Raw genomic sequence first — 19,594 nt, forward strand, 5'->3', positions numbered from 1 at the left:
TCACGGGCTGGTCTCCTTGGGGGCGTACCTGAGCAGGACGACATCGCCCACCGTACGCGCCTCGACCAGTCGCATCCGCCGGGTGGGACCGCCGGGGTAGTCGGCTGGGCCGGCGAAGCGGGGGGCGTCGGCCTGGCCGACCAGCAGCGGGGCGATGGCGAGCTGCAGTTCGTCGGCGAGACCCTGGGCGAGGAACTGGGTGTGCACGCTGCCGCCGCCCTCGACCATCAGCCGCTCGACGCCGCGCGCCCCGAGGTCGTCGAGTACCTCGCCGAGATCCACCGGTGCGCCGAGGCCGACCACCTCGGCCAGCCCGGCCAGTTCGGCGCGCAGCCCGGGCGCCGCCGCCCGCGTGGTGTACGCGAGCTTCGCGCCGCCGGTGTGCCAGAAGGCAAGTCCGGCGCCGAGCGCCCCGCTCGCGCTGAGGGTGACCTTGAGCGGGTACTCGGGCTTGCCGACCGCGACCCGGGCCGCGCGCCGGGCGGCGGAGTTGACCAGCAGTCGGGGGTTGTCCCGGCGCAGGGTGTTGCCGCCGACCAGGATGGCGTCGCAGCCGGCCCGCTCCTGGTCCACCCGGTCGAAGTCGGCCGGGTTGGACAGCAGCAGGCGGTCGGGCGAGGCGTCGTCGAGGAAGCCGTCGACGGACATCGCGGCGCTCAGCAGGACGTACGGGCGGCGTGCGGCCACGGGCGGTCCGTTTCTCTGCGGGGGTGTACGAGGGGAAACGGTACGGCCGAGGGGCCGCTCCCCGCCCGCGCCCCTACGGCGTCCGGGGCGGGAGTGGCAGGGGGAGGGCGGGCAGGCCGTCGATGCTGGAGCCGACGTACTCCTTGCCCGCGCAGTACGCCCGGAACTCCTCGTCGTCCTTGCGCTCGAAGTACTGCGCGTGCAGGCCGCGGTCGCCCTGGTAGTCCATGAGCGGCACCGCGAAGCCGCAGGAGTCGCTCACCCGTTCGGCGCGCACCAGCACGACCGCGCGCAGCCCGGCGCCGTCCGCGGACGGGTCGAAGTGCGCCAGCAGCTCCCCGAAGCGCGGGTCGTCGCGGAAGACCGCCTCGCCGCGTCCGTGCACCCGTACCACCGTGGGCGGTCCGGTGAAGGCGCACCACATCAGGGTGATCCGCCCGTTCTCCCGCAGATGGGCGAGGGTCTCGGCGTGGCTGCCGCCGAAGTCGAGGTAGGCCAGGGTCAGTTCGTCCAGCACGGCGAGCGTCCCGGAGCGGCCCTTGGGGGAGAGGTTGACGTGCCCGTCCCCGGCGAGCGGGGCGGTGGCGGTGAAGAAGACCGGCTGGCTCTCGATGAAGGTCCGCAGGCGGCCGTCGATGCGTTCATAGGTCTTTCCCATGCGTCGATTGTGGCGACCGTGGCCCGGCGAGGTGAAGTGGATTCAGTGAGTGTCTTGCCATGCGAGATGCGTATTCTCGCAGATTGGGACATCCGCATACTCTCGTGAGTGCCGCGACGCGAGAGGGAGAAGCAGTGACTGATCGTCAGATTGTTTACACCCATGGGTACCAGGAGCCGGTGCTGCGCTCGCATCGCTCGCGTACGGCGGCTGACTCGGCGGCCTATCTGCTGCCCGAACTGCGGCCGGGGCAGCGCCTGCTGGACATCGGCTGCGGTCCCGGCACGATCACCGCCGACCTGGCCGAACTGGTCGGCCCCACCGGTCGCGTGGTCGCCGTGGACACCTCCGCCGAGGTGCTGGAGCAGGCCGCCGGGTACGCGGCCGGCCGCGGGCTGTCCAATGTGCTGTTCGAGGTCGCCGACGTGCACCGGCTTCCCTACCGGGACGGCGAGTTCGACGTGGTCCACGCCCACCAGGTACTGCAGCACGTCGCCGACCCGGTGGCCGCGCTGCGCGAGATGCGCCGGGTCACCGCGTCCGGCGGGGTGGTCGCGGCCCGCGACTGCGACTACGCGGCGATGACCTGGTACCCCCGACTCCCGGAGCCGGCCGAGTGGCTGGCGCTGTACCGGCGGATCGCCCGGGCCAACGGCGGTGAGCCGGACGCCGGGCGGCGGTTGCTCTCCTGGGCGCACGCGGCCGGCCTGGAGCGGGTCCGGGCCACCTCCAGCACCTGGACGTACGCCACGCCCGAGGAGCGCGCTTTCTGGGGCGGCATGTGGGCGGACCGCACGCTCCGGTCCGCGTTCGCGGAGAGCGCCGTCGCCCGGGGGTACGCCGACGCGGCCGGGCTGGAGCGGATCGCGGAAGGCTGGCGCTCCTGGGCCGCCTCGCCGGACGGCTGGTTCGCGGTCCTGCACGGTGAGGTGCTGGCCCGGGTCTGAACGCGCGGGGTACCCCGCCCGGGTTCACCGGCCTGTCGCCCGTACGGCTTTCGAGTGGTGCCCGGGCGACCGCCGGGCCGGGCGGCCGCCCCCGGTCCCGCTCCGGGCGGGCCCGCATTACCCGGTGTTAACCGGGTCCGTACCCGCCGGTAGCAGTGCGGCCGTAGCGTCCTCGGCAGTACCCGGCCCGGCCCGTCCCCCACCGGGCCGGGCCCGGTACGGCCGTGGCGGCTAGCGTGCGGGTATGGAGACGTACCGGGTGATGCGCCAGGACGACAACGGGAACCGCTTCGTGGTCGCCAAGGGCCTTGGGCGGGCGGAGGCCGAGGAACTGGCGGGCGAGTTCGAGGCCCGTGGCCACAAGCAGCTGTACTGGATCGAGGCCGAGCCCGCATAGGGTCTGGGACATGGAGAACCGGATCGTCGTCGGCGGAGCCCTCATCCACCAGGGCCGGGTACTGGCCGCCAGGAGGAGTGCGCCGCCCGAGGTGGCGGGCTACTGGGAGTTCCCCGGCGGAAAGGCCGAGCCGGGGGAGAGCCCGGAGCAGGCACTGGAGCGCGAACTGCACGAGGAGCTCGGCGTACGCGCCCGCGCGCTGCGCCAGCTGCCGGGCCGCTGGCCGATCCGGCCCGGGCTGGAACTGCGCATCTGGGCCGCCGAGTTGCTCTCCGGCGACCCGCAGCCGCTGGAGGACCACTCCGAACTGCGCTGGCTCGGCCCGTCCGAGCTCGCCGAGGTGGACTGGCTGGAGCACGACCGCGAGGTCCTCCCGCACGTCGCCCGGCTGCTCGACCAGTCCTGACCGCGGGGGGCTCGCCGGTCCTGGCCCGGTGCGTCGATCGGGAAGAGCACCCGACTCCCCGGGATACGCTGGCAATGTGACGGGTATGTCACCGTTCGGCAGCATTCGTCACCACTGGTGAGCAAGCCATCCCGTACCCGGAGTTCCGCCGAGGTGCGCAGCCCGAGAGCCGGAGGCCCCGTCCGTGTCGAGTACGGCTAGCGGCGGGGGAGCACGGCAAGGCCAGGGGCTCCCCCGGCGTGGTCCGCTGCGCCCGGCCGGTCCGGTGGCCGGGAGCGTCGGTACGGGCCGGGGGCTTGGGAGTGCCGCTGCGCGCGCCCGGCTACGCCGCCGTACGCCCCCCGCCGCGCCGCCGGTGCTCCCGGCACCGGTCCGCCGTCGCGAGGCCCCACCGCGGGCGCCCACCTCGCGCGGCCGCCCGACCGCACCGTTCCCGGGCTCCGGTACGCCGCCGCCCCGGTCCGGCCGGCGCGCCCAGGGCAGCCTGTTCGACGTGGTGAAGGTGGCCATCACGATCCTGGACACCTCGGGCCGGGTGGTGCTGTGGAGCCCGGCCGCCGAGGAACTGCTCGGCTGGCCGAGCGAGCTGGTGGTCGGCCGCCGGGTCGACGACCTGGTGGACGACAGGGAGGTCATCGCCAACACCGAGGCGGCGATCCGGGAGGCCGTGCGCACCGGTGGCTGGCACGGGCTGATCGGGCTGCGCCACCGGGACGGCGAGCTGGTCGAGGTCGAGGCCCGGGTCTCGCTGCTGGTGGACGGGGACGGCACGCCCTTCCTCCAGGCGGCGCTGGTGGACGCCGGGACGCTCCAGGCGGTCGAGCGCGATCTCGCGGTGCGGGACGCGCTCTTCGAGCAGTCCCCGCTCGGCATCGCGATCCTCGACACCGACCTGCGCTACACCGCCGTCAACCGGACCCTCGCCGAGCTGAACGGCATCGCCGCCGAGGACCACGTGGGCCGTACCACCGGCGAGACCCTGCCGGAGCGCGCCGCCGACGAGATCACCACCATCCAGCGGCAGGTGCTGGCCACCGGCGAACCGGTCGTCGACGTCACCCTCGCCGCGCCGGCCACCGCCAGGGCGGGCTACCGGTCGATCTCCTACAGCCGGATGACCGACCGCTCGGGCCGGGTGCTCGGCATCTCCGGCACGGTGATGGACGTGACCGAGCGGTACCGGGCGGTGTCCAAGGTCGAGAACGCCAGGCGCAGGCTCTCGCTGCTCAACGAGTTCGGGTCCAGGGTCGGCGACCTGCTGGACGCCTCGCGGATCGCCCAGGAGCTGGCCGGCGCGGTGGTCCCCCGGCTGGCCGACTACTCCGCGGTGATCCTGCTTCAGGCGGTGGCGCACGGCGACGACCTGCCCCGGCACGGCCACGACCGGCGGACCTCACTGCTCCAGCTGGGCACCGCCTCGATCCAGGACGGACCCGAGGTGGAGACGATGCTCCGCCGGGGAGCCAGGATCACCTTCGCCGAGGACTCCGCCTTCGGCCGGGTACTGCGCAGCGGCGTGGCCGAACTGCTCTCCGGCCCCGAGGAGCTGAGCGACCTCTCCTACCCCGGCGACCCCAAGATGCAGGCGGCGCACGACCTGGGCGTGCATTCGCGACTGGTGGTACCGCTGCGCGCCCGGGGTATCGTGATCGGTCTGCTGGTGGTCAGCCGCGCGGGTTACCGGGAGGGCTTCGACCGGGACGACCTGGCGTTCACCGTCGAGCTCGCCGACCGGGCGGGCAGCTCACTGGACAACGCCCGCCTGTACGCGCGCGAGCGCACCGCCGCCCTCACCCTCCAGCGCACCCTGCTGCCCCAGCAGGTCCCGCAGCCCGCCGGCATCGAGGTCGCCTACCGGTACGTGCCGGGCAGCAGCGGCACCGAGGTGGGCGGCGACTGGTTCGACGTCATCCCGCTGCCGGGCGAGCGGACCGCGCTGGTGGTCGGCGACGTGATGGGCCACGGCCTGCGGGCCGCCGCCACCATGGGACGGCTGCGCACCGCCGTACGTACCCTGGCCGGGCTCGACCTGCCGCCCGAGCTGCTGCTGCGGCACGTCAACGAGCTGGCCGACGACCTGGCCCAGGGCCCGGACGAGGCGCTGCTGGCCACCTGCGTGTACGCGGTCTTCGACCCGTCGACCGGACGGCTGGTCGTCACCAAGGCGGGCCACATCCCACCGGTCCTGGTCGTGCCCGGGGAACGGGCCGAGCAGGCCGCCCTGACCGGCAGTCCGCTGCCGGGCGGCGCCGGGCGGGTGGTGGAGCTGCCGTCCGGTGCGCCGCTCGGGGTCGGCGGTGTGCCGTTCGAGTCGATCGAGCTGGAGATCCCCGAAGGCAGTCTGCTGGCGCTGTGCACGGACGGCCTGGTGGAGTCCAGGGACAAGGACCTGGACGTCGGCCTCGGGCGGCTGATCAGTGTGCTGGAACAGCCGTACCCGTCGATCCATCAGGCGTGCGAGGCGGTGCTGGCCACCATGGAGCACGGCCAGGAGCCGGACGACGTCGCCCTGCTGCTGGCCCGGCTGGGCCGGGGCCGGACCGGTACCCCGACGGCCGGCTGGACGCTGCCGGCCGAGCCGACCGCGGTCTCCCGGGCCCGCCGCCTGGTGCGCGGCACCCTGGCCGACTGGTCCGTGGAAGGGCTCACGGACACCGCCGAACTGCTGGTCAGTGAGCTGGTGACCAACTCGGTCCGGTACGCCAGCGCACCGATCGGCGTCCGGCTGACCCTGGGTGACACCCTGCTGGTGGAGATCTCCGACCCGCTGCCCGATCCGCCGCGCGAGCGCCACGCGGCCGAGGCCGACGAGGGCGGCCGGGGTCTCGAGCTGGTGGGCCGCCTAGCGCTGCGGTGGGGTGCCCGGGCCGAGGGCATGGGGAAGGTGGTCTGGTTCGAACTGGCGACCGATGGTTCGGGCCGGGGGGCGGCAATCAGATAGCCGGATGTTCACCGTCGCCATTGGACGTTCATCAATACGCTGTTCTCCGTCACAATCGTGCATGATCTTGTCGGATCTGATCATCATTCAGGTCCGATAAGCTCCGTGTGCCTGATCCCGGTGTGTCGATCCCGGCCGAGCCGTCTGGTTCGAACAGTCGACGCCGGGTAAGGACCCGGGGCGGGACCGCCCTTGATTCGATGTTGTGATGTCCGGGGCGTGTGCGCCTGCCCCCGGATGATGAATACTCGGGTTCTCGACATCCGGATGGCCACGGGTTGGAGGGTCGGTCCGTTGAACAGCATCCCGGCACCGAACGCGCCGAGCAGCGACAGCACTACTGCCCTGCCCGGACAGCACGGTGTCCCGACCGACCGTGGCAGGGACCGCTGCGCGCCCGGCAGCTGGGGACACACCCAGCCGGGCTCCATCTACGACTTCGTCAGGGTCGCCACCTTCGCGATCGGCCCGGACGGGCGGATCAGCCAGTGGAGCGGCCGGGCCGCCGAGTTCTTCGGCGTCCCCGCCACCGAGGCGGTAGGTGCCGACCCGATCACCACCTTCGTCCCCCGCGAGCACTGGCAGCGCGGCCGGGTCCGGCTGGAACGCATCCTGGCCGGCGAGGAGTGGGTCGGCACGGCGCCCTACCGGGACGCCGACGGCACCGAAGGCCTCGCCGAGGTCTACGCGATGCCCGACGCGGTGCCCGACACCGGCACACCCGGCGCCACCTGTCTCGCGGTCGATCTCGGACGGCTGCGCCGGATCGAGACCGACCTGGCCGCCTCGGAGGCCGTCTTCGGGCAGACCCCCACCGGCTTCTTCCTCTTCGACAACGAGCTGCGCCTCCAGCGGGTCAACGACGCCTTCGCCGCGAGCGTCGGACTCTCACCCGCCGAGCTGCAGGGGCTCACCCCCTACGACCTCTTCCTGTCCGGAGAGGCCGAGCGGCTGCTGGTCGCGCTGCGCAAGGTGCTCGACGGCGGCGGCCCGATCGTCGACCTGCGGATCACCGGGGCCGTCCCGCGCACCGCCGGCGTCCCCGCCCCCACCGCCGGCCGCCAGGGCGGCGGACGCCGCTGGGCCGTCTCGCTCTACCGGCTCACCGGCGCGGCCGGACACCCGATGGGCGTCGCCGGCCAGGTCATGGACGTCACCAGCCGGCACGTCGCCGAGCGCGAGGCCGCCGGGGTCCGCCGCAGCCTCGCCCTGCTGAACGAGGCCAGCAGCCACATCGGCTCCACCCTCGACCTGGAGACCACCGCCAAGGAACTGCTGGACGTGATCGTCCCGCAGTTCTGCGACCTGGCCACCGTCGACCTCTACACCGCGCTGCTCACCGGCGACTCGGGACCGATCTCCGGCCGGCCGGGGCTCTCCGACGGCTGCGGCGAACTGCGCCGGGTCGCCGTCTCCAGTGTGGTCGGCGGCGCCTCCAGCGTGCTCGGTGCCGAAGGGTCGGTGCCGGTCGCCGAGGCCGGCGGAAGCCTCTGCTACCCCCGCCGCTCCCCGCACGCCCGCGCACTGCGCACCGGCCGCAGCGTCGTCCCCCAGCCGGGCCCCGACCCGCTGCTGCGCTCCACCCTGGTCGTCCCGCTGGTCGCCCGCGACCAGGTGCTCGGCCTGGTCCAGCTCTCCCGCGCGATCGGCAGCGAGCCCTTCGACGCCCGCGACGTCGCCATCGCCGAGGAACTGGTCGCCCGCGCCGCCGTCTGCGTCGACAACGCCCGCCTCTACCGCCGCGAGCACGAACGCGCCCTGCTGCTCCAGCGCAGCCTGCTGCCCCCCGGCAACCCCGCCGCCACCGGCCTGGAGATCGCCCGCCGCTACCTGCCCAGCAACAACAACACCGAGGTCGGCGGCGACTGGTTCGACGTCATCCCGCTGCCCGGCAGCCGTACCGCCCTGGTGATCGGCGACGTGATGGGCCGCGGCCTGCGGGCCGCCGTCGCGATGGGCCAGCTCCGTACGGCGGTGCGCACCCTCGCCATGCTCGACCTCGACCCCGCCGAGGTGCTCGGCGCGCTGGACGAGATCGCCCGCGGCCTCGGCGGCGACAGCGACCGCCCCGGGGAGGAGTCCACCGAGCTCTACCTCGCCACCTGCGTGTACGCCGTGTACGACGCGGTCAAGCAGCGGTGCACCTTCGCCAACGCGGGCCACCTGCCGCCCGTCCTGCTCAGCCCCGGTGAGCCCGCCAGGATGCTGGACGTCCCGCCCGGCCTGCCGCTCGGCGTCGGCGGCGAACCCTTCGAGGAGGTCTGGGTCGACCTGCCGGACGGCGCGGTGCTCGGCCTCTACACCGACGGCCTGGTGGAGTCCCGCAAGCACCAGCTGGACGAGGGCCTGCGTGCCTTCCGTACGGCGCTCACCGGCGGCTCCAAGGAGCTGGAGAAGCTCTGCGACCAGGTGCTGGACGAGCTGATCCCGCACCACGGCGAGGACGACATCGCGCTGCTGATGGCCAAGGTGCAGAGCCTGCCCGAGGACGCGGTGGGCGACTGGAAGCTGCCCGCCGAGCTGACCAGCGTCGGCAAGGCCCGCGACCTCGCCTGCGCCTGGCTGCTCACCCGGGGCCTGGACGAACTGGTGGACACCACCGAGCTGCTGGTCAGCGAGCTGGTCACCAACGCGCTGCGGCACGGGCGGGGCGAGATCCGGCTGCGGCTGCTCCGGGACCGTACGGTGGTCTGCGAGGTCTGGGACGACGGCTACGCGCAGCCGAGGCAGCGCCGTGCCCAGGAGACCGACGAGGGCGGCCGCGGCCTGCAGCTGGTCAGCCTGCTGGCCGAACGCTGGGGGAGCCGCCGGACGCCCAACGGCAAGATCGTCTGGTTCGAGCTGGCGCTGTAGCGGCCCTCGGCCGCGGGGCCGGCCGGGGCGCGGGAGACCTGCGGCCGGCCTCGGAGCGTCGAGGGGGCTCCATCCACCCGAGGCGTCGGGGGCCGGCCCGGGTGTCTGCCGTCGACCGTGTGTCTCCGATAGGCCGGGAGGGTGCTTCCGGGGGGCGGGACGCCGTGTCGGACGGTCCGGGGAGGACGGGTGGCCTTCAGTGGTGGTCCGCCCTGAATCCTCGGATCAGCTGACCATCCGCCGGAGAAGTGCATGCGCGTCCCCCAGGTCACCGCCGCCGCCCTCGCCCTGATGCTGAGCACCGCACTGGCCGGCTGCTCCGAGGACAACGCTCCGCCCGTGCCGACCGCCGCGGACCTCGCCCGCGCCGACCGGTCCGCCGTCCGCGAGGGCGGCACCCTGCGCTGGGCGGTGGACTCGGTCCCGGCCACCCTGAACGTCTTCCAGCCCGAGGCGACCGCCGACTCGCAGCTGCTCGCCCACGCCCTGCTCCCCAGCCTGTTCCGGCTGGACGAGCACGCCCGGCCCGCCGCCGACCCCGACTACCTGGTCTCCGCCCAGTCCACCAAGGCCGGGCACACCCCGCAGGTCGTCACCTACCGGCTCAACCCCAAGGCCGCCTGGAGCGACGGCACCCCGATCTCGGCCGCCGACTTCACCGCCCAGTGGCACGCCCTCTCCGGTACCGCCCCGGCCTTCCACAGTGACCGCCCGGCGGGGTACGCCGCGATCGGGTCCATCGAACAGGGCGCGGACGCCCACGAGGTCAAGGTCACCTTCAAGCGGCCGTACGGCGCCTGGCGCGCCCTGTTCAGCCCGCTCTACCCGGCCGCGTCGATGGGCACCCCGGACGCCTTCAACCGGCCGCTCACCGCCGAGACGCTGCGGGTCTCGGCCGCGCCGTTCAAGGTGCGTTCGTACGACCGTGAGGCCGGGAAGGCGGCGCTGGTCCGCAATGTCAGGTGGTGGGGCAACCCCGCCAAGGCCGAGGAGATCGACTTCCTGGCCACCCCGGCCAACGCCCGCCTGGACGCCCTGGACCAGGGCAAGGTGGACATCGCCCCGCTCACCTCCGCGATCGACCACGCCCTGGCGGACCGGTCCGGTGCCGGAGCCCTGTCCTCGGCCGGCGCATCGGCCGGTGCATCGGGGAGTGCCTCGGCCGGTGATTCCGCGTCGGCGGCCGCCCATGATTCGGCGTCGGCCTCCGCGTCGGATTCCGATTCGGCCTCCGCGTCGGAGACCGGCCCGTCGGCCTCGCCGAAGCCGTCCCCGTCCTCCGCTTCCGCGCGGCCGTCGCGCGGCACCTCCGCCTCGGCCGCCGGGTCCTCCTCGGCGAAGCAGAGCCCGGCCGCGCCGCCGGCCGCCGCCGCCCTGGTGGACGCCTCGGACCAGGCGCTGCACCGGGCCGAGTCGATGCCCGGGCTGACCCTGCACCGGGCCGCCTCGCCAGCCTTCACCCAGCTCACCCTGAACGCCGCCAGGGCGCCGCTCACCGACACCACCGTCCGGCAGGCGGTCGCCCTGGCCGTGGACCGGGGGCGGATCGCCAAGGCGGCGCTCGGCCCGCTGGGACTGCCGGCCACCCCGCTCGGCAACCACCTGCTGATGGCCGACCAGGACGGCTACCAGGACAACAGCGCCGCCGCCGGGGACGAGGACACCAACGCCGCCAAGCTGCTGGACAGGGCGGGCTGGAAGCGGACCAGCTCGGGCCGGGCCAAGGACGGCAAGCAGCTCGTCCTCACCCTGCTGATCCCGGACGGTTCCGCCACCGCACGGCGCACGGCCGACGCCCTCACCGCCAACCTGGCGGAGGCCGGGATCACCCTGCGCTCCCAGCCGGTGCCCGCCGAGGAGTTCGTCAGGGACCACCTGGCCACCGGCGACTACGATCTGGCGCTCTTCTCCTGGCCCGCCACCGGGTTCCCCGGCGCCGAGGAGCGCGCGCTCTACGCCAAGCCCCAGCCGGGAGCCGACGGCATCCCGGTGGTCGGCCGCAACTACGCCAGGGTCGGCACCGAGGAGATCGACCGGCTGTTCGACCGGGCCGCCTCCGAACTCGACCCGGGCGCGCAGCGCAGGCTGCTCCAGCAGGCCGACGCCCGGATCTGGCAGCTCGCCCACTCCGTCCCGCTCTACCAGCGCCCCGATCTGGTCGCGGTCCGCGACACCGTCGCCAACGCCGGCGCGTACGGCTTCGCCGGCCCGCGCTTCCAGGACCTGGGCTTCCGCAGCGCCGGCTGAGCCGCGCCCGGGCACGGCCGGGTCGCCCGCCACTGTTCGGTTCCGGCCGCGCCACGGCCGGTTCTGATCATCTTCGGACGCCCGTTTCGGATTCGTTGGGTGGTTCCACGTACCATAGGAGGAAGCCGTGGCATGTCATCGTGCCCGGCGGGTGGACCGGTAGTAGCAGGCGGACCGGGCGGCGGCGATCAACAGGGATCGCAGGTCGCCCACGGCGAAGACGCTGATCGACGCTGTACGCAGCCGGGCGCCGTAACCCACGATTCCGGGAGAATCCGCTAGGCATGCCCACGCGCAACGACATCCGTAACGTCGCCATCGTCGCCCACGTCGACCACGGCAAGACCACCCTGGTCGACGCCATGCTGAAGCAGGCCGGCGCCTTCGCCGCCCACCAGCAGCTCGACGACCGGATGATGGACTCGAACGACCTGGAGCGCGAGAAGGGCATCACCATTCTCGCGAAGAACACCGCGGTCAAGTACCACCCGAAGGACGGTGGCGCGCCGATCACCATCAACATCATCGACACCCCGGGCCACGCCGACTTCGGTGGCGAGGTCGAGCGCGGTCTGTCGATGGTGGACGCGGTCGTCCTGCTGGTCGACGCCTCCGAGGGCCCGCTGCCGCAGACCCGCTTCGTGCTGCGCAAGGCGCTCGCCGCCCGGCTGCCCGTCATCCTCTGCATCAACAAGACCGACCGCCCGGACTCCCGGATCGACGAGGTCATCAACGAGACCTACGACCTGTTCCTGGACCTGGACGCGGACGAGGACCAGATCGAGTTCCCGATCGTCTACGCCTGCGCCCGTGACGGCGTCGCCTCGCTGACCAAGCCGGAGAACGGCACCGTTCCCGCGGACAGCACCAACCTGGAGCCGTTCTTCTCCACCCTGCTGGAGCACGTCCCGGCCCCCAGCTACGACGAGGACGCGCCGCTCCAGGCCCACGTCACCAACCTGGACGCCGACAACTTCCTCGGCCGCATCGCGCTGCTCCGCGTCGAGCAGGGCGAGCTGCGCAAGGGCCAGACCGTCGCCTGGATCAAGCGCGACGGCTCGATCCAGAACGTCCGCATCTCCGAGCTGCTGATGACCGAGGCGCTCACCCGCAAGCCGGCCGAGGTGGCGGGCCCGGGTGACATCTGCGCCGTCGCCGGCATCTCCGAGATCATGATCGGTGAGACCCTGGCGGACCCGGAGAACCCGGTCGCGCTGCCGCTGATCACGGTCGACGAGCCGGCGATCTCCATGACCATCGGTACCAACACCTCGCCGCTGGTCGGCAGGGGCGGCAGCGGCAAGGGCGCGGACGCCAAGTCCGGCGCCAAGGTGGACCGCAAGGTGACCGCCCGCCAGGTGAAGGACCGCCTGGACCGCGAGCTGATCGGTAACGTCTCGCTGCGCGTGCTGGACACCGACCGTCCGGACGCCTGGGAGGTGCAGGGCCGCGGTGAGCTGGCGCTGGCCATCCTGATCGAGACCATGCGCCGCGAGGGCTTCGAGCTGACCGTCGGCAAGCCGCAGGTGGTCACCAAGGACGTCAACGGCAAGGTCCACGAGCCGGTCGAGCGCCTGACCGTGGACGTGCCCGAGGAGCACATGGGTGCGGTCACCCAGCTGATGGGCGTCCGCAAGGGCCGGATGGACAACATGTCCAACCACGGCTCGGGCTGGGTCCGGATGGAGTTCGTGGTGCCGTCCCGCGGCCTGATCGGGTTCCGTACCGAGTTCCTGACCAACACCCGCGGCACCGGTATCGCGCACTCGATCCACGAGGGCCACGAGCCCTGGTTCGGCGCGCTGAGCACCCGCAACAACGGTTCGCTGGTCGCCGACCGCGCCGGTGTGGTCACCGCCTTCGCGATGACCAACCTGCAGGAGCGCGGTGTGCTCTTCTGCGAGCCGGGCACCGAGGTGTACGAGGGCATGATCGTCGGCGAGAACTCCCGCTCCGACGACATGGACGTCAACATCACCAAGGAGAAGAAGCTCACCAACATGCGGTCCTCGACCGCGGATGTGGCCGAGTCGATCGTTCCGCCGCGCAAGCTCTCGCTGGAGCAGTCGCTGGAGTTCTGCCGCGAGGACGAGTGCATCGAGGTGACCCCGGAGACCGTGCGTATCCGCAAGGTCGTCCTGGACCAGAAGGAGCGTGGACGTACCGCGTCGCGCGCCAAGAAGGGCTGACGCTCTTTCGGTAGCGCCCTAAGGGCCGGCCGTTCCCCCCTCCGCGGAGGGGGGAACGGCCGGCCCTTTTTCACGCTCTGTGATCGATGAGCGCAGCCTGATGATCATCTAGATGTCCGGTTATCGTGCGTAACCGACCGTTATTCAAGGCGAACTGTCCGTTTCGTACCTGTCTGGGTATGTCTCGAATGTCCGATTTTTAAAAACAATCAAACTTTCATGTGACCAAATTGAAATGCGTAATGGTCACTTAAGTATCCGAGCGTGGTCGATAGTGGGTTCAGTCGAGCTCGGGTCAAGGGTTACGCGCAGGGGTGCGCGCCGAAACCTCGGGCGAGGAAGCGCTGCAGGGGTCTGGCCGGGCCTCCGGCTTCGGCCGGCTCCCGCGGTGCTCTCCACGTTTGGATAACGGATACAGGAGGCACACCCATGCGCGGTGCCAGCCAGGCCAAGTGGGTCGTCGCGGCTGTCGCGGTCGCCCTTGCCGCCACTGCCTGTGGCAGCAGCGGCGGTTCGTCGAGCAGCGGCGAGGCCGACAGCAGCGGCATGTTCAGCTACCAGAGCACTGAGCCGCAGCACCCGCTCCAGCCGGCGAATGCCATGGAGGTCGGCGGCGGCCGCATCATCAAGAACCTGTTCCGCGGGCTGGTCGACTACGACCCGGCCACCGGCAAGCTGCGCAACCAGGTCGCCGACAAGATCGAGACCACCGACTCGCAGCACTGGACCGTGACCCTGAAGTCCGGCTGGACCTTCCACGACGGCACCCCGGTGACCTCGCAGTCCTTCGTGGACTCCTGGAACTGGTCCGCCAACACCAAGAACAACCAGGTCAACAGCAACTGGTTCTCCGACATCGCCGGTTACCAGGACGTCCACCCGGAGAAGGGTGACCCGTCCACGGACAAGATGTCCGGTCTGAAGGTCGTGGACGACACCCACTTCACCATCGACCTGACCGCCCCGGTCTCGTACTTCGAGTACAAGCTGGGCTACACCGCCTTCTCGCCGCTGCCGAAGGTCTTCTTCACCGACCCGGCCAAGTACGGCGAGTCCCCGGTCGGCAACGGCCCCTACAAGTTCGTCTCGTGGGAGCACAACAAGGCCGTCACCCTGGCCGCCTACGACAAGTACGAGGGTGCCGACAAGCCGAAGAACGGCGGCATCGTCTTCAAGAACTACACCCAGGCCGAGGCCGCCTACAAGGACCTGGTCTCGGACAACCTGGACGTGCTGGACCAGGTCGACCCGAGCGACCTGGCCTCGTACAAGAACGACCTGGGCGACCGCGCGGTCGACCAGCCGATGGGTGGCATCACCTCCATCGCCTTCGCGATGTACCAGGACGGCTGGAAGGACGCCGACAAGGCGAAGGTCCGCCAGGGTCTGTCCATGGCGATCGACCGCGACACCATCACCAAGACCGTGCTGCAGGGTTCGCGGATGCCGGCCGACGGCTGGGTGCCGCCGGACGTCGCGGGCTACAAGAAGGCCGCCTGCGGTGAGGCCTGCACCTTCAACCCGGCCAAGGCCAAGGAGCTGATCGCGGCCGGCGGCGGCGTCCCGAACAACAAGGTGACGATCCTCTACAACGCCGACGGCGGCCACAAGGAGTGGGTCGACGCGGTCTGCAACTCGATCCGCCAGAACACCGGTATCGAGTGCGTCGGCGACCCGAAGCCGGACTTCAAGACCGCCCGTGACCTGATCGACGGTCACAAGGTCGACAGCATCATGCGCTCGGCCTGGCAGCAGGACTACCCGCTGAACGCCAACTTCCTGCGCGACCTCTACGGCACCGGTGCCTCCGCCAACGACTCGCAGTACTCCAGCCCGGAGTTCGACCAGCTGTCGAAGGCGGCCGACGCGGCCACCTCGATCGACAAGACCACCGACCTGTACAGCCAGGCCGAGGCCGTTCTGGCCAAGGACATGCCGTCCATCCCGCTCTGGTACTACAAGGTCAACTCCGGCTACTCGAACAAGGTTCAGAACGTCAAGTTCGACTCCTTCGGTGACCCGGTGTTCACCCAGGTCGAGATCAAGAAGTAAGCAGGCCGGTACCACCAGGCCCGCCAGGGCTGCCGTCGACGCAGCCCGGGACCAGCAGCAGGCGTAACGGGCCGGTGCCGACCCCTCCCCCCACGAAGGGCGGTGGGTCGGCACCGGCCGCTTCCACGCCGACCACGCAATGGAGGCATGATGGGGCGTTTTGTCGCGAGGCGACTGCTCCAGATGATCCCGGTGTTCATAGGTACGACCGCACTGATCTTCTTCATGGTGCATGTCCTACCGGGTGACCAGGTCCGGGCGATGTGGGGAGACAAGCAGCCGGATCCGGCTCAGCTGGCCTCACTCAAGCACAAGTTCCACCTGGACCTGCCGCTCTGGCAGCAGTACGTGGAGTACATGAAGGGCCTCTTCACCGGGGACTTCGGCGAGACCCTGGCGGGCCGGAAGGTCACGGACGTGATCTCCGAGGCCATGCCGGTGACCGTCCGCCTGGCCCTGATGGCCTTCGGCATCGAGATCGTCTTCGGTGTCGCGATCGGTCTGCTCTCCGGGCTCAAGCGCGGCAAGTTCGCGGACAAGAGCACCCTGGTGCTCACCCTGATCCTGATCTCCATTCCGGTGCCGGTGCTCGGCTTCGTCTTCCAGACGGTCTTCGGCATCAACCTGAAGCTGGTCAAGCCCACCGTCCAGGACTCCATGGACCTGCAGCAGCTGCTGCTGCCGGCCGTCGTGCTGGGCTCGCTCTCGCTGGCCTACGTGGCCCGGCTGACCCGTACCTCCATCGTGGAGAACATCCGTGCCGACTACATCCGCACCGCGGTGGCCAAGGGCCTGCCGCGCCGGAAGGTGATCGGCACCCACCTGCTGCGCAACTCGATGATTCCCGTCATCACCTTCCTCGGCACCGACCTCGGCGCCCTGATGGGCGGCGCGATCGTCACCGAGGGCATCTTCAACGTCAAGGGTGTCGGTAACGCGCTCTACCACGCGATCAACCAGAAGGAGGGCGCGACGGTCACCGGGTTCGTGGTCGTCCTCGTGCTCGTCTACCTCGCCGCCAGCCTGATCGTGGACCTGCTGTACGCGGTCCTGGACCCGAGGATCCGGTATGCCTGACCTGATCGACAAGAAGTCCGCCACCGACCCGGCCGAGAGTGCCGTGGTCGAGGCAGCTGCCAAGCCCGAGAAGGCCCGCAGCCTCGGCTCGGACGCCTGGGACGACCTGCGCCGCCGTCCGATCTTCCTCATCTCGGCGGCACTGATCCTGGTGCTGATCGTGATGAGCATCGCCCCCGGTCTGTTCACCTCGGTGGACCCGCGGGCCGGCGACCTGACGCACGACTACCTGAGGGCGCCGAACTACAGCCACTTCTTCCAGGGCGACTGGTTCGGCTACGACGTCCAGGGCCGCTCCATCTACGCCCGGGTGGTCTACGGCGCCCGGGCCTCGATCGTGGTCGGTATCTGCGTCACCGCGTCCGTGACCGTGCTCGGCGGTCTGATCGGCATGCTGGCCGGCTACTTCGGCGGCTGGGTGGATACCCTGCTCTCCCGGCTCACCGACGTCTTCTTCGGCATCCCGCTGCTGCTCGGCTGCCTGGTCGTGCTGAACGCCTTCACCGAGCGCACGGTGTGGAGCGTGGTCTTCGCGCTGGCCTCGATCGGCTGGACCCAGATGGCCCGCGTGATGCGCGGTTCGGTGATCACCGTCAAGCAGGCCGACTACGTCACCGCCGCCAAGGCGCTCGGTGCCGGCACCGGACGGATCCTGCTCAAGCACGTGCTGCCGAACGCGATCGCGCCGGTGATCGTGGTGGCCACCATCGCACTCGGCGGCTACATCGCGACCGAGGCGACGCTGAGCTTCCTCGGTATCGGCCTCCAGGACCCGACGATCTCGTGGGGTATCGACATCGACTCGGCCCAGAAGGCGATCCGGCAGGCGCCGTTCGCGCTCTTCTTCCCGGCCGGCATGCTCAGCCTCACCGTGCTGGCGTTCATCATGCTCGGTGACGCGGTCCGCGACGCCCTCGACCCGAAGCTGCGCTGAGAGAGGCGGAACGCACCATGACCACTGTCACTGAGAAGACCGAGGGCCAGGAGCGCCTGACCCCCGGCACCCCGTTGCTCGAAGTCCGCGACCTGCACGTGGAGTTCGTGACCCGGGACGGCATCGCCAAGGCCGTCAACGGTGTCAACTACTCCGTCGCCGCGGGCGAGACGCTGGCCGTGCTCGGTGAGTCCGGCTCCGGCAAGTCGGTGACCGCGCAGACCATCATGGGCATCCTGGACATGCCCCCGGGCCGGGTCACCGCCGGTGAGATCCTCTTCCGGGGACAGGACATGCTCAAGATGTCCAAGGAGGAGCAGCGCAAGCTGCGCGGCCGGAAGATCGCGATGATCTTCCAGGACGCGCTCTCCGCGCTCAACCCCGTGCTGAGCGTGGGCTACCAGCTCGGCGAGATGTTCCGGGTGCACCAGGGCGCCTCCCGCAAGGAGGCCAAGGCCAAGGCCATCGAGCTGATGGACAAGGTCCGCATCCCGGCGGCGAAGGAGCGGGTGAACGACTACCCGCACCAGTTCTCGGGTGGTATGCGCCAGCGCATCATGATCGCGATGGCGCTGGCCCTGGAGCCGGACCTGATCATCGCCGACGAGCCCACCACCGCCCTGGACGTCACCGTCCAGGCCCAGGTGATGGACCTGCTGGCGGAGCTCCAGGCCGAGTACAACATGGGCCTGATCCTGATCACCCACGACCTCGGCGTGGTCGCCGACGTGGCCGACAAGATCGCGGTGATGTACGCGGGCCGGATCGTGGAGACCGCCCCCGTGCACGAGCTGTACGCGAAGCCCGCGCACCCGTACACCCAGGGTCTGCTGAAGTCGATCCCGCGCCTGGACCAGAAGGGCCAGGACCTGTACGCGATCAAGGGCCTGCCGCCGAACCTGCTCAAGGTCCCGGCCGGCTGCGCGTTCAACCCGCGCTGCGACGTGGCCACCGACCTCTGCCGTACCGAGATCCCGGCACTGCACCAGGTCACCGACAAGGACGGCGCCGAGCTGGCCGGCCGCCGCAGCGCCTGCCACCTCTGGAAGGAGACCCTCCATGGCTGAGCCGATCCTGGAGGTCAAGGACCTGGTCAAGCACTACCCGCTGACCCAGGGCGTTCTCTTCAAGAAGCAGATCGGTGCGGTCAAGGCCGTCGACGGCATCTCCTTCGAGCTGCACAAGGGCGAGACCCTGGGCATCGTCGGTGAGTCCGGCTGCGGCAAGTCGACCCTGGCCAAGGTGCTGATGAACCTTGAGCGCGCCACCGCCGGCGAGGTGCGGTTCAAGGGCGAGGACATCTCCAAGCTCTCCGGCGCCGCCCTCAAGGCGGTGCGGCGGAACATCCAGATGGTGTTCCAGGACCCGTACACCTCGCTGAACCCGCGGATGACGGTGGGCGACATCATCGGGGAGCCGTTCGAGATCCACCCCGAGGTGGCGCCGAAGGGCGACCGCCGTAGGGCGGTTCAGGATCTGCTGGACGTGGTGGGTCTGAACCCGGAGTACATCAACCGGTATCCGCACCAGTTCTCGGGTGGTCAGCGTCAGCGGATCGGTATCGCCCGTGGTCTGGCGCTGAAGCCGGAGATCATCATCTGTGACGAGCCGGTCTCGGCGCTGGACGTGTCGGTGCAGGCGCAGGTGATCAACCTGCTGGAGAAGCTGCAGCAGGACTTCGACCTCTCCTACATGTTCATCGCGCACGACCTCTCGATCGTCCGGCACATCTCGGACCGGGTCGGGGTGATGTACCTGGGCAAGATGGTGGAGATCGGCACGGACGAGGAGATCTACGAGCACGCCACCCACCCGTACACCCAGGCACTGCTGTCCGCGGTCCCGGTACCCGACCCGAGCGGGCGCGAGGGCCGCGAACGGATCATCCTGTCCGGGGACATCCCCTCACCGGCCAACCCGCCCTCCGGCTGCCGCTTCCGCACCCGCTGCTGGAAGGCCGAGGAACGCTGCTCCACCGAACTGCCGCTGCTCGCGGTGCCCTCCCTGGAGGGACCGGCCGCGCACGAGTCCGCCTGCCACTTCGCCGCGGAGCGCGAGGTAGCGAAGAGCGCTGCCTGACGTACCGTCAATCACCGGGCCCGGTTCGCACATCCGTGCGAGCCGGGCCCGGTGGCGTTCGGGTGGCCCATCCGGAGGCATGTCGGTCGCGTCGCCGGTGCCCCGCGCCTCTCATGGGTTGTGATCG

General features: G+C 70.8%; 14 protein-coding genes. 12 read left to right on the top strand and 2 right to left on the bottom strand.

The genetic code is table 11. The features are described from left to right. Together ACSMTC_RS22825 and ACSMTC_RS22830 are read right to left on the bottom strand one after the other, a co-directional pair. Positions 1 to 687, bottom strand: coding sequence for a RibD family protein (locus tag ACSMTC_RS22825; RefSeq protein WP_436561569.1), 687 nt, complete (start codon positions 685 to 687; stop codon positions 1 to 3). Between the two features lie 73 nt (positions 688 to 760). Further along, positions 761 to 1,345, bottom strand: a complete 585-nt coding sequence (locus ACSMTC_RS22830) for a pyridoxamine 5'-phosphate oxidase family protein (RefSeq protein WP_436561570.1) — start codon at positions 1,343 to 1,345, stop codon at positions 761 to 763. 134 nt (positions 1,346 to 1,479) lie between these two features. On the opposite strand from ACSMTC_RS22830, the gene ACSMTC_RS22835 reads away from it, so the two are divergent. From ACSMTC_RS22835 to ACSMTC_RS22890, 12 genes are all read left to right on the top strand, one after another. Next, on the top strand, positions 1,480 to 2,292 hold the full coding sequence (locus ACSMTC_RS22835) for a methyltransferase domain-containing protein (RefSeq protein ID WP_436561571.1): 813 nt from the start codon (positions 1,480 to 1,482) through the stop codon (positions 2,290 to 2,292). Between the two features lie 244 nt (positions 2,293 to 2,536). Continuing rightward, the gene (locus tag ACSMTC_RS22840; RefSeq protein ID WP_436561572.1) at positions 2,537 to 2,689 is read left to right on the top strand and encodes a hypothetical protein; all 153 of its coding nucleotides are present in this window, start codon (positions 2,537 to 2,539) and stop codon (positions 2,687 to 2,689) included. A gap of 10 nt (positions 2,690 to 2,699) precedes the next feature. Then, positions 2,700 to 3,095, top strand: a complete 396-nt coding sequence (locus ACSMTC_RS22845; protein ID WP_436561573.1) for a (deoxy)nucleoside triphosphate pyrophosphohydrolase — start codon at positions 2,700 to 2,702, stop codon at positions 3,093 to 3,095. Positions 3,096 to 3,588: 493 nt separating this feature from the next. Beyond that, positions 3,589 to 6,036, top strand: a complete 2,448-nt coding sequence (locus ACSMTC_RS22850; RefSeq protein WP_436561574.1) for a SpoIIE family protein phosphatase — start codon at positions 3,589 to 3,591, stop codon at positions 6,034 to 6,036. 294 nt (positions 6,037 to 6,330) lie between these two features. After that, the gene (locus tag ACSMTC_RS22855; RefSeq protein WP_436561575.1) at positions 6,331 to 8,889 is read left to right on the top strand and encodes a SpoIIE family protein phosphatase; all 2,559 of its coding nucleotides are present in this window, start codon (positions 6,331 to 6,333) and stop codon (positions 8,887 to 8,889) included. Between the two features lie 252 nt (positions 8,890 to 9,141). Then, positions 9,142 to 11,136, top strand: a complete 1,995-nt coding sequence (locus tag ACSMTC_RS22860) for an ABC transporter family substrate-binding protein (protein WP_436561576.1) — start codon at positions 9,142 to 9,144, stop codon at positions 11,134 to 11,136. A gap of 284 nt (positions 11,137 to 11,420) precedes the next feature. Then, positions 11,421 to 13,325 carry a translational GTPase TypA gene (typA, locus tag ACSMTC_RS22865; RefSeq protein ID WP_436561577.1) on the top strand — a complete coding sequence of 635 codons (1,905 nt, stop codon included), beginning with the start codon at positions 11,421 to 11,423 and terminating at the stop codon, positions 13,323 to 13,325. Between the two features lie 429 nt (positions 13,326 to 13,754). Continuing rightward, complete coding sequence (locus ACSMTC_RS22870) at positions 13,755 to 15,377, top strand: peptide ABC transporter substrate-binding protein (protein ID WP_436561578.1); 1,623 nt, start codon at positions 13,755 to 13,757, stop codon at positions 15,375 to 15,377. A gap of 150 nt (positions 15,378 to 15,527) precedes the next feature. Next, positions 15,528 to 16,454: an ABC transporter permease gene (locus ACSMTC_RS22875; protein ID WP_436561579.1), complete on the top strand. Its 927-nt coding sequence runs from the start codon at positions 15,528 to 15,530 to the stop codon at positions 16,452 to 16,454. Continuing rightward, the gene (locus ACSMTC_RS22880) at positions 16,447 to 17,388 is read left to right on the top strand and encodes an ABC transporter permease (RefSeq protein ID WP_436561580.1); all 942 of its coding nucleotides are present in this window, start codon (positions 16,447 to 16,449) and stop codon (positions 17,386 to 17,388) included. Before ACSMTC_RS22875 ends, ACSMTC_RS22880 begins: the two co-directional genes overlap by 8 nt. A 17-nt stretch (positions 17,389 to 17,405) precedes the next feature. Further along, a complete protein-coding gene (locus ACSMTC_RS22885; RefSeq protein ID WP_436561581.1) occupies positions 17,406 to 18,455 on the top strand; it encodes an ABC transporter ATP-binding protein in 1,050 nt (349 codons plus the stop codon). Continuing rightward, positions 18,448 to 19,467, top strand: coding sequence for an ABC transporter ATP-binding protein (locus ACSMTC_RS22890; RefSeq protein WP_436561582.1), 1,020 nt, complete (start codon positions 18,448 to 18,450; stop codon positions 19,465 to 19,467). The genes ACSMTC_RS22885 and ACSMTC_RS22890 overlap by 8 nt, the downstream gene beginning before the upstream one ends. Positions 19,468 to 19,594 lie beyond the last annotated feature (127 nt).

The sequence above is a fragment of the Kitasatospora sp. HPM-01-4 genome (assembly GCF_051374625.1).
Classification (GTDB): domain Bacteria; phylum Actinomycetota; class Actinomycetes; order Streptomycetales; family Streptomycetaceae; genus Kitasatospora.

Excerpts from the sequence above, each read along its gene's own strand:
- ACSMTC_RS22830 (WP_436561570.1), bottom strand. The coding sequence starts at position 1,345 with ATGGGAAAGACCTATGAACGCATCGACGGCCGCCTGCGGACCTTCATC.
- ACSMTC_RS22840 (WP_436561572.1), top strand. The coding sequence starts at position 2,537 with ATGGAGACGTACCGGGTGATGCGCCAGGACGACAACGGGAACCGCTTC.
- ACSMTC_RS22845 (WP_436561573.1), top strand. The coding sequence starts at position 2,700 with ATGGAGAACCGGATCGTCGTCGGCGGAGCCCTCATCCACCAGGGCCGG.
- ACSMTC_RS22860 (WP_436561576.1), top strand. The coding sequence starts at position 9,142 with ATGCGCGTCCCCCAGGTCACCGCCGCCGCCCTCGCCCTGATGCTGAGC.
- typA (WP_436561577.1), top strand. The coding sequence starts at position 11,421 with ATGCCCACGCGCAACGACATCCGTAACGTCGCCATCGTCGCCCACGTC.
- ACSMTC_RS22870 (WP_436561578.1), top strand. The coding sequence starts at position 13,755 with ATGCGCGGTGCCAGCCAGGCCAAGTGGGTCGTCGCGGCTGTCGCGGTC.
- ACSMTC_RS22875 (WP_436561579.1), top strand. The coding sequence starts at position 15,528 with ATGGGGCGTTTTGTCGCGAGGCGACTGCTCCAGATGATCCCGGTGTTC.
- ACSMTC_RS22880 (WP_436561580.1), top strand. The coding sequence starts at position 16,447 with ATGCCTGACCTGATCGACAAGAAGTCCGCCACCGACCCGGCCGAGAGT.
- ACSMTC_RS22885 (WP_436561581.1), top strand. The coding sequence starts at position 17,406 with ATGACCACTGTCACTGAGAAGACCGAGGGCCAGGAGCGCCTGACCCCC.
- ACSMTC_RS22890 (WP_436561582.1), top strand. The coding sequence starts at position 18,448 with ATGGCTGAGCCGATCCTGGAGGTCAAGGACCTGGTCAAGCACTACCCG.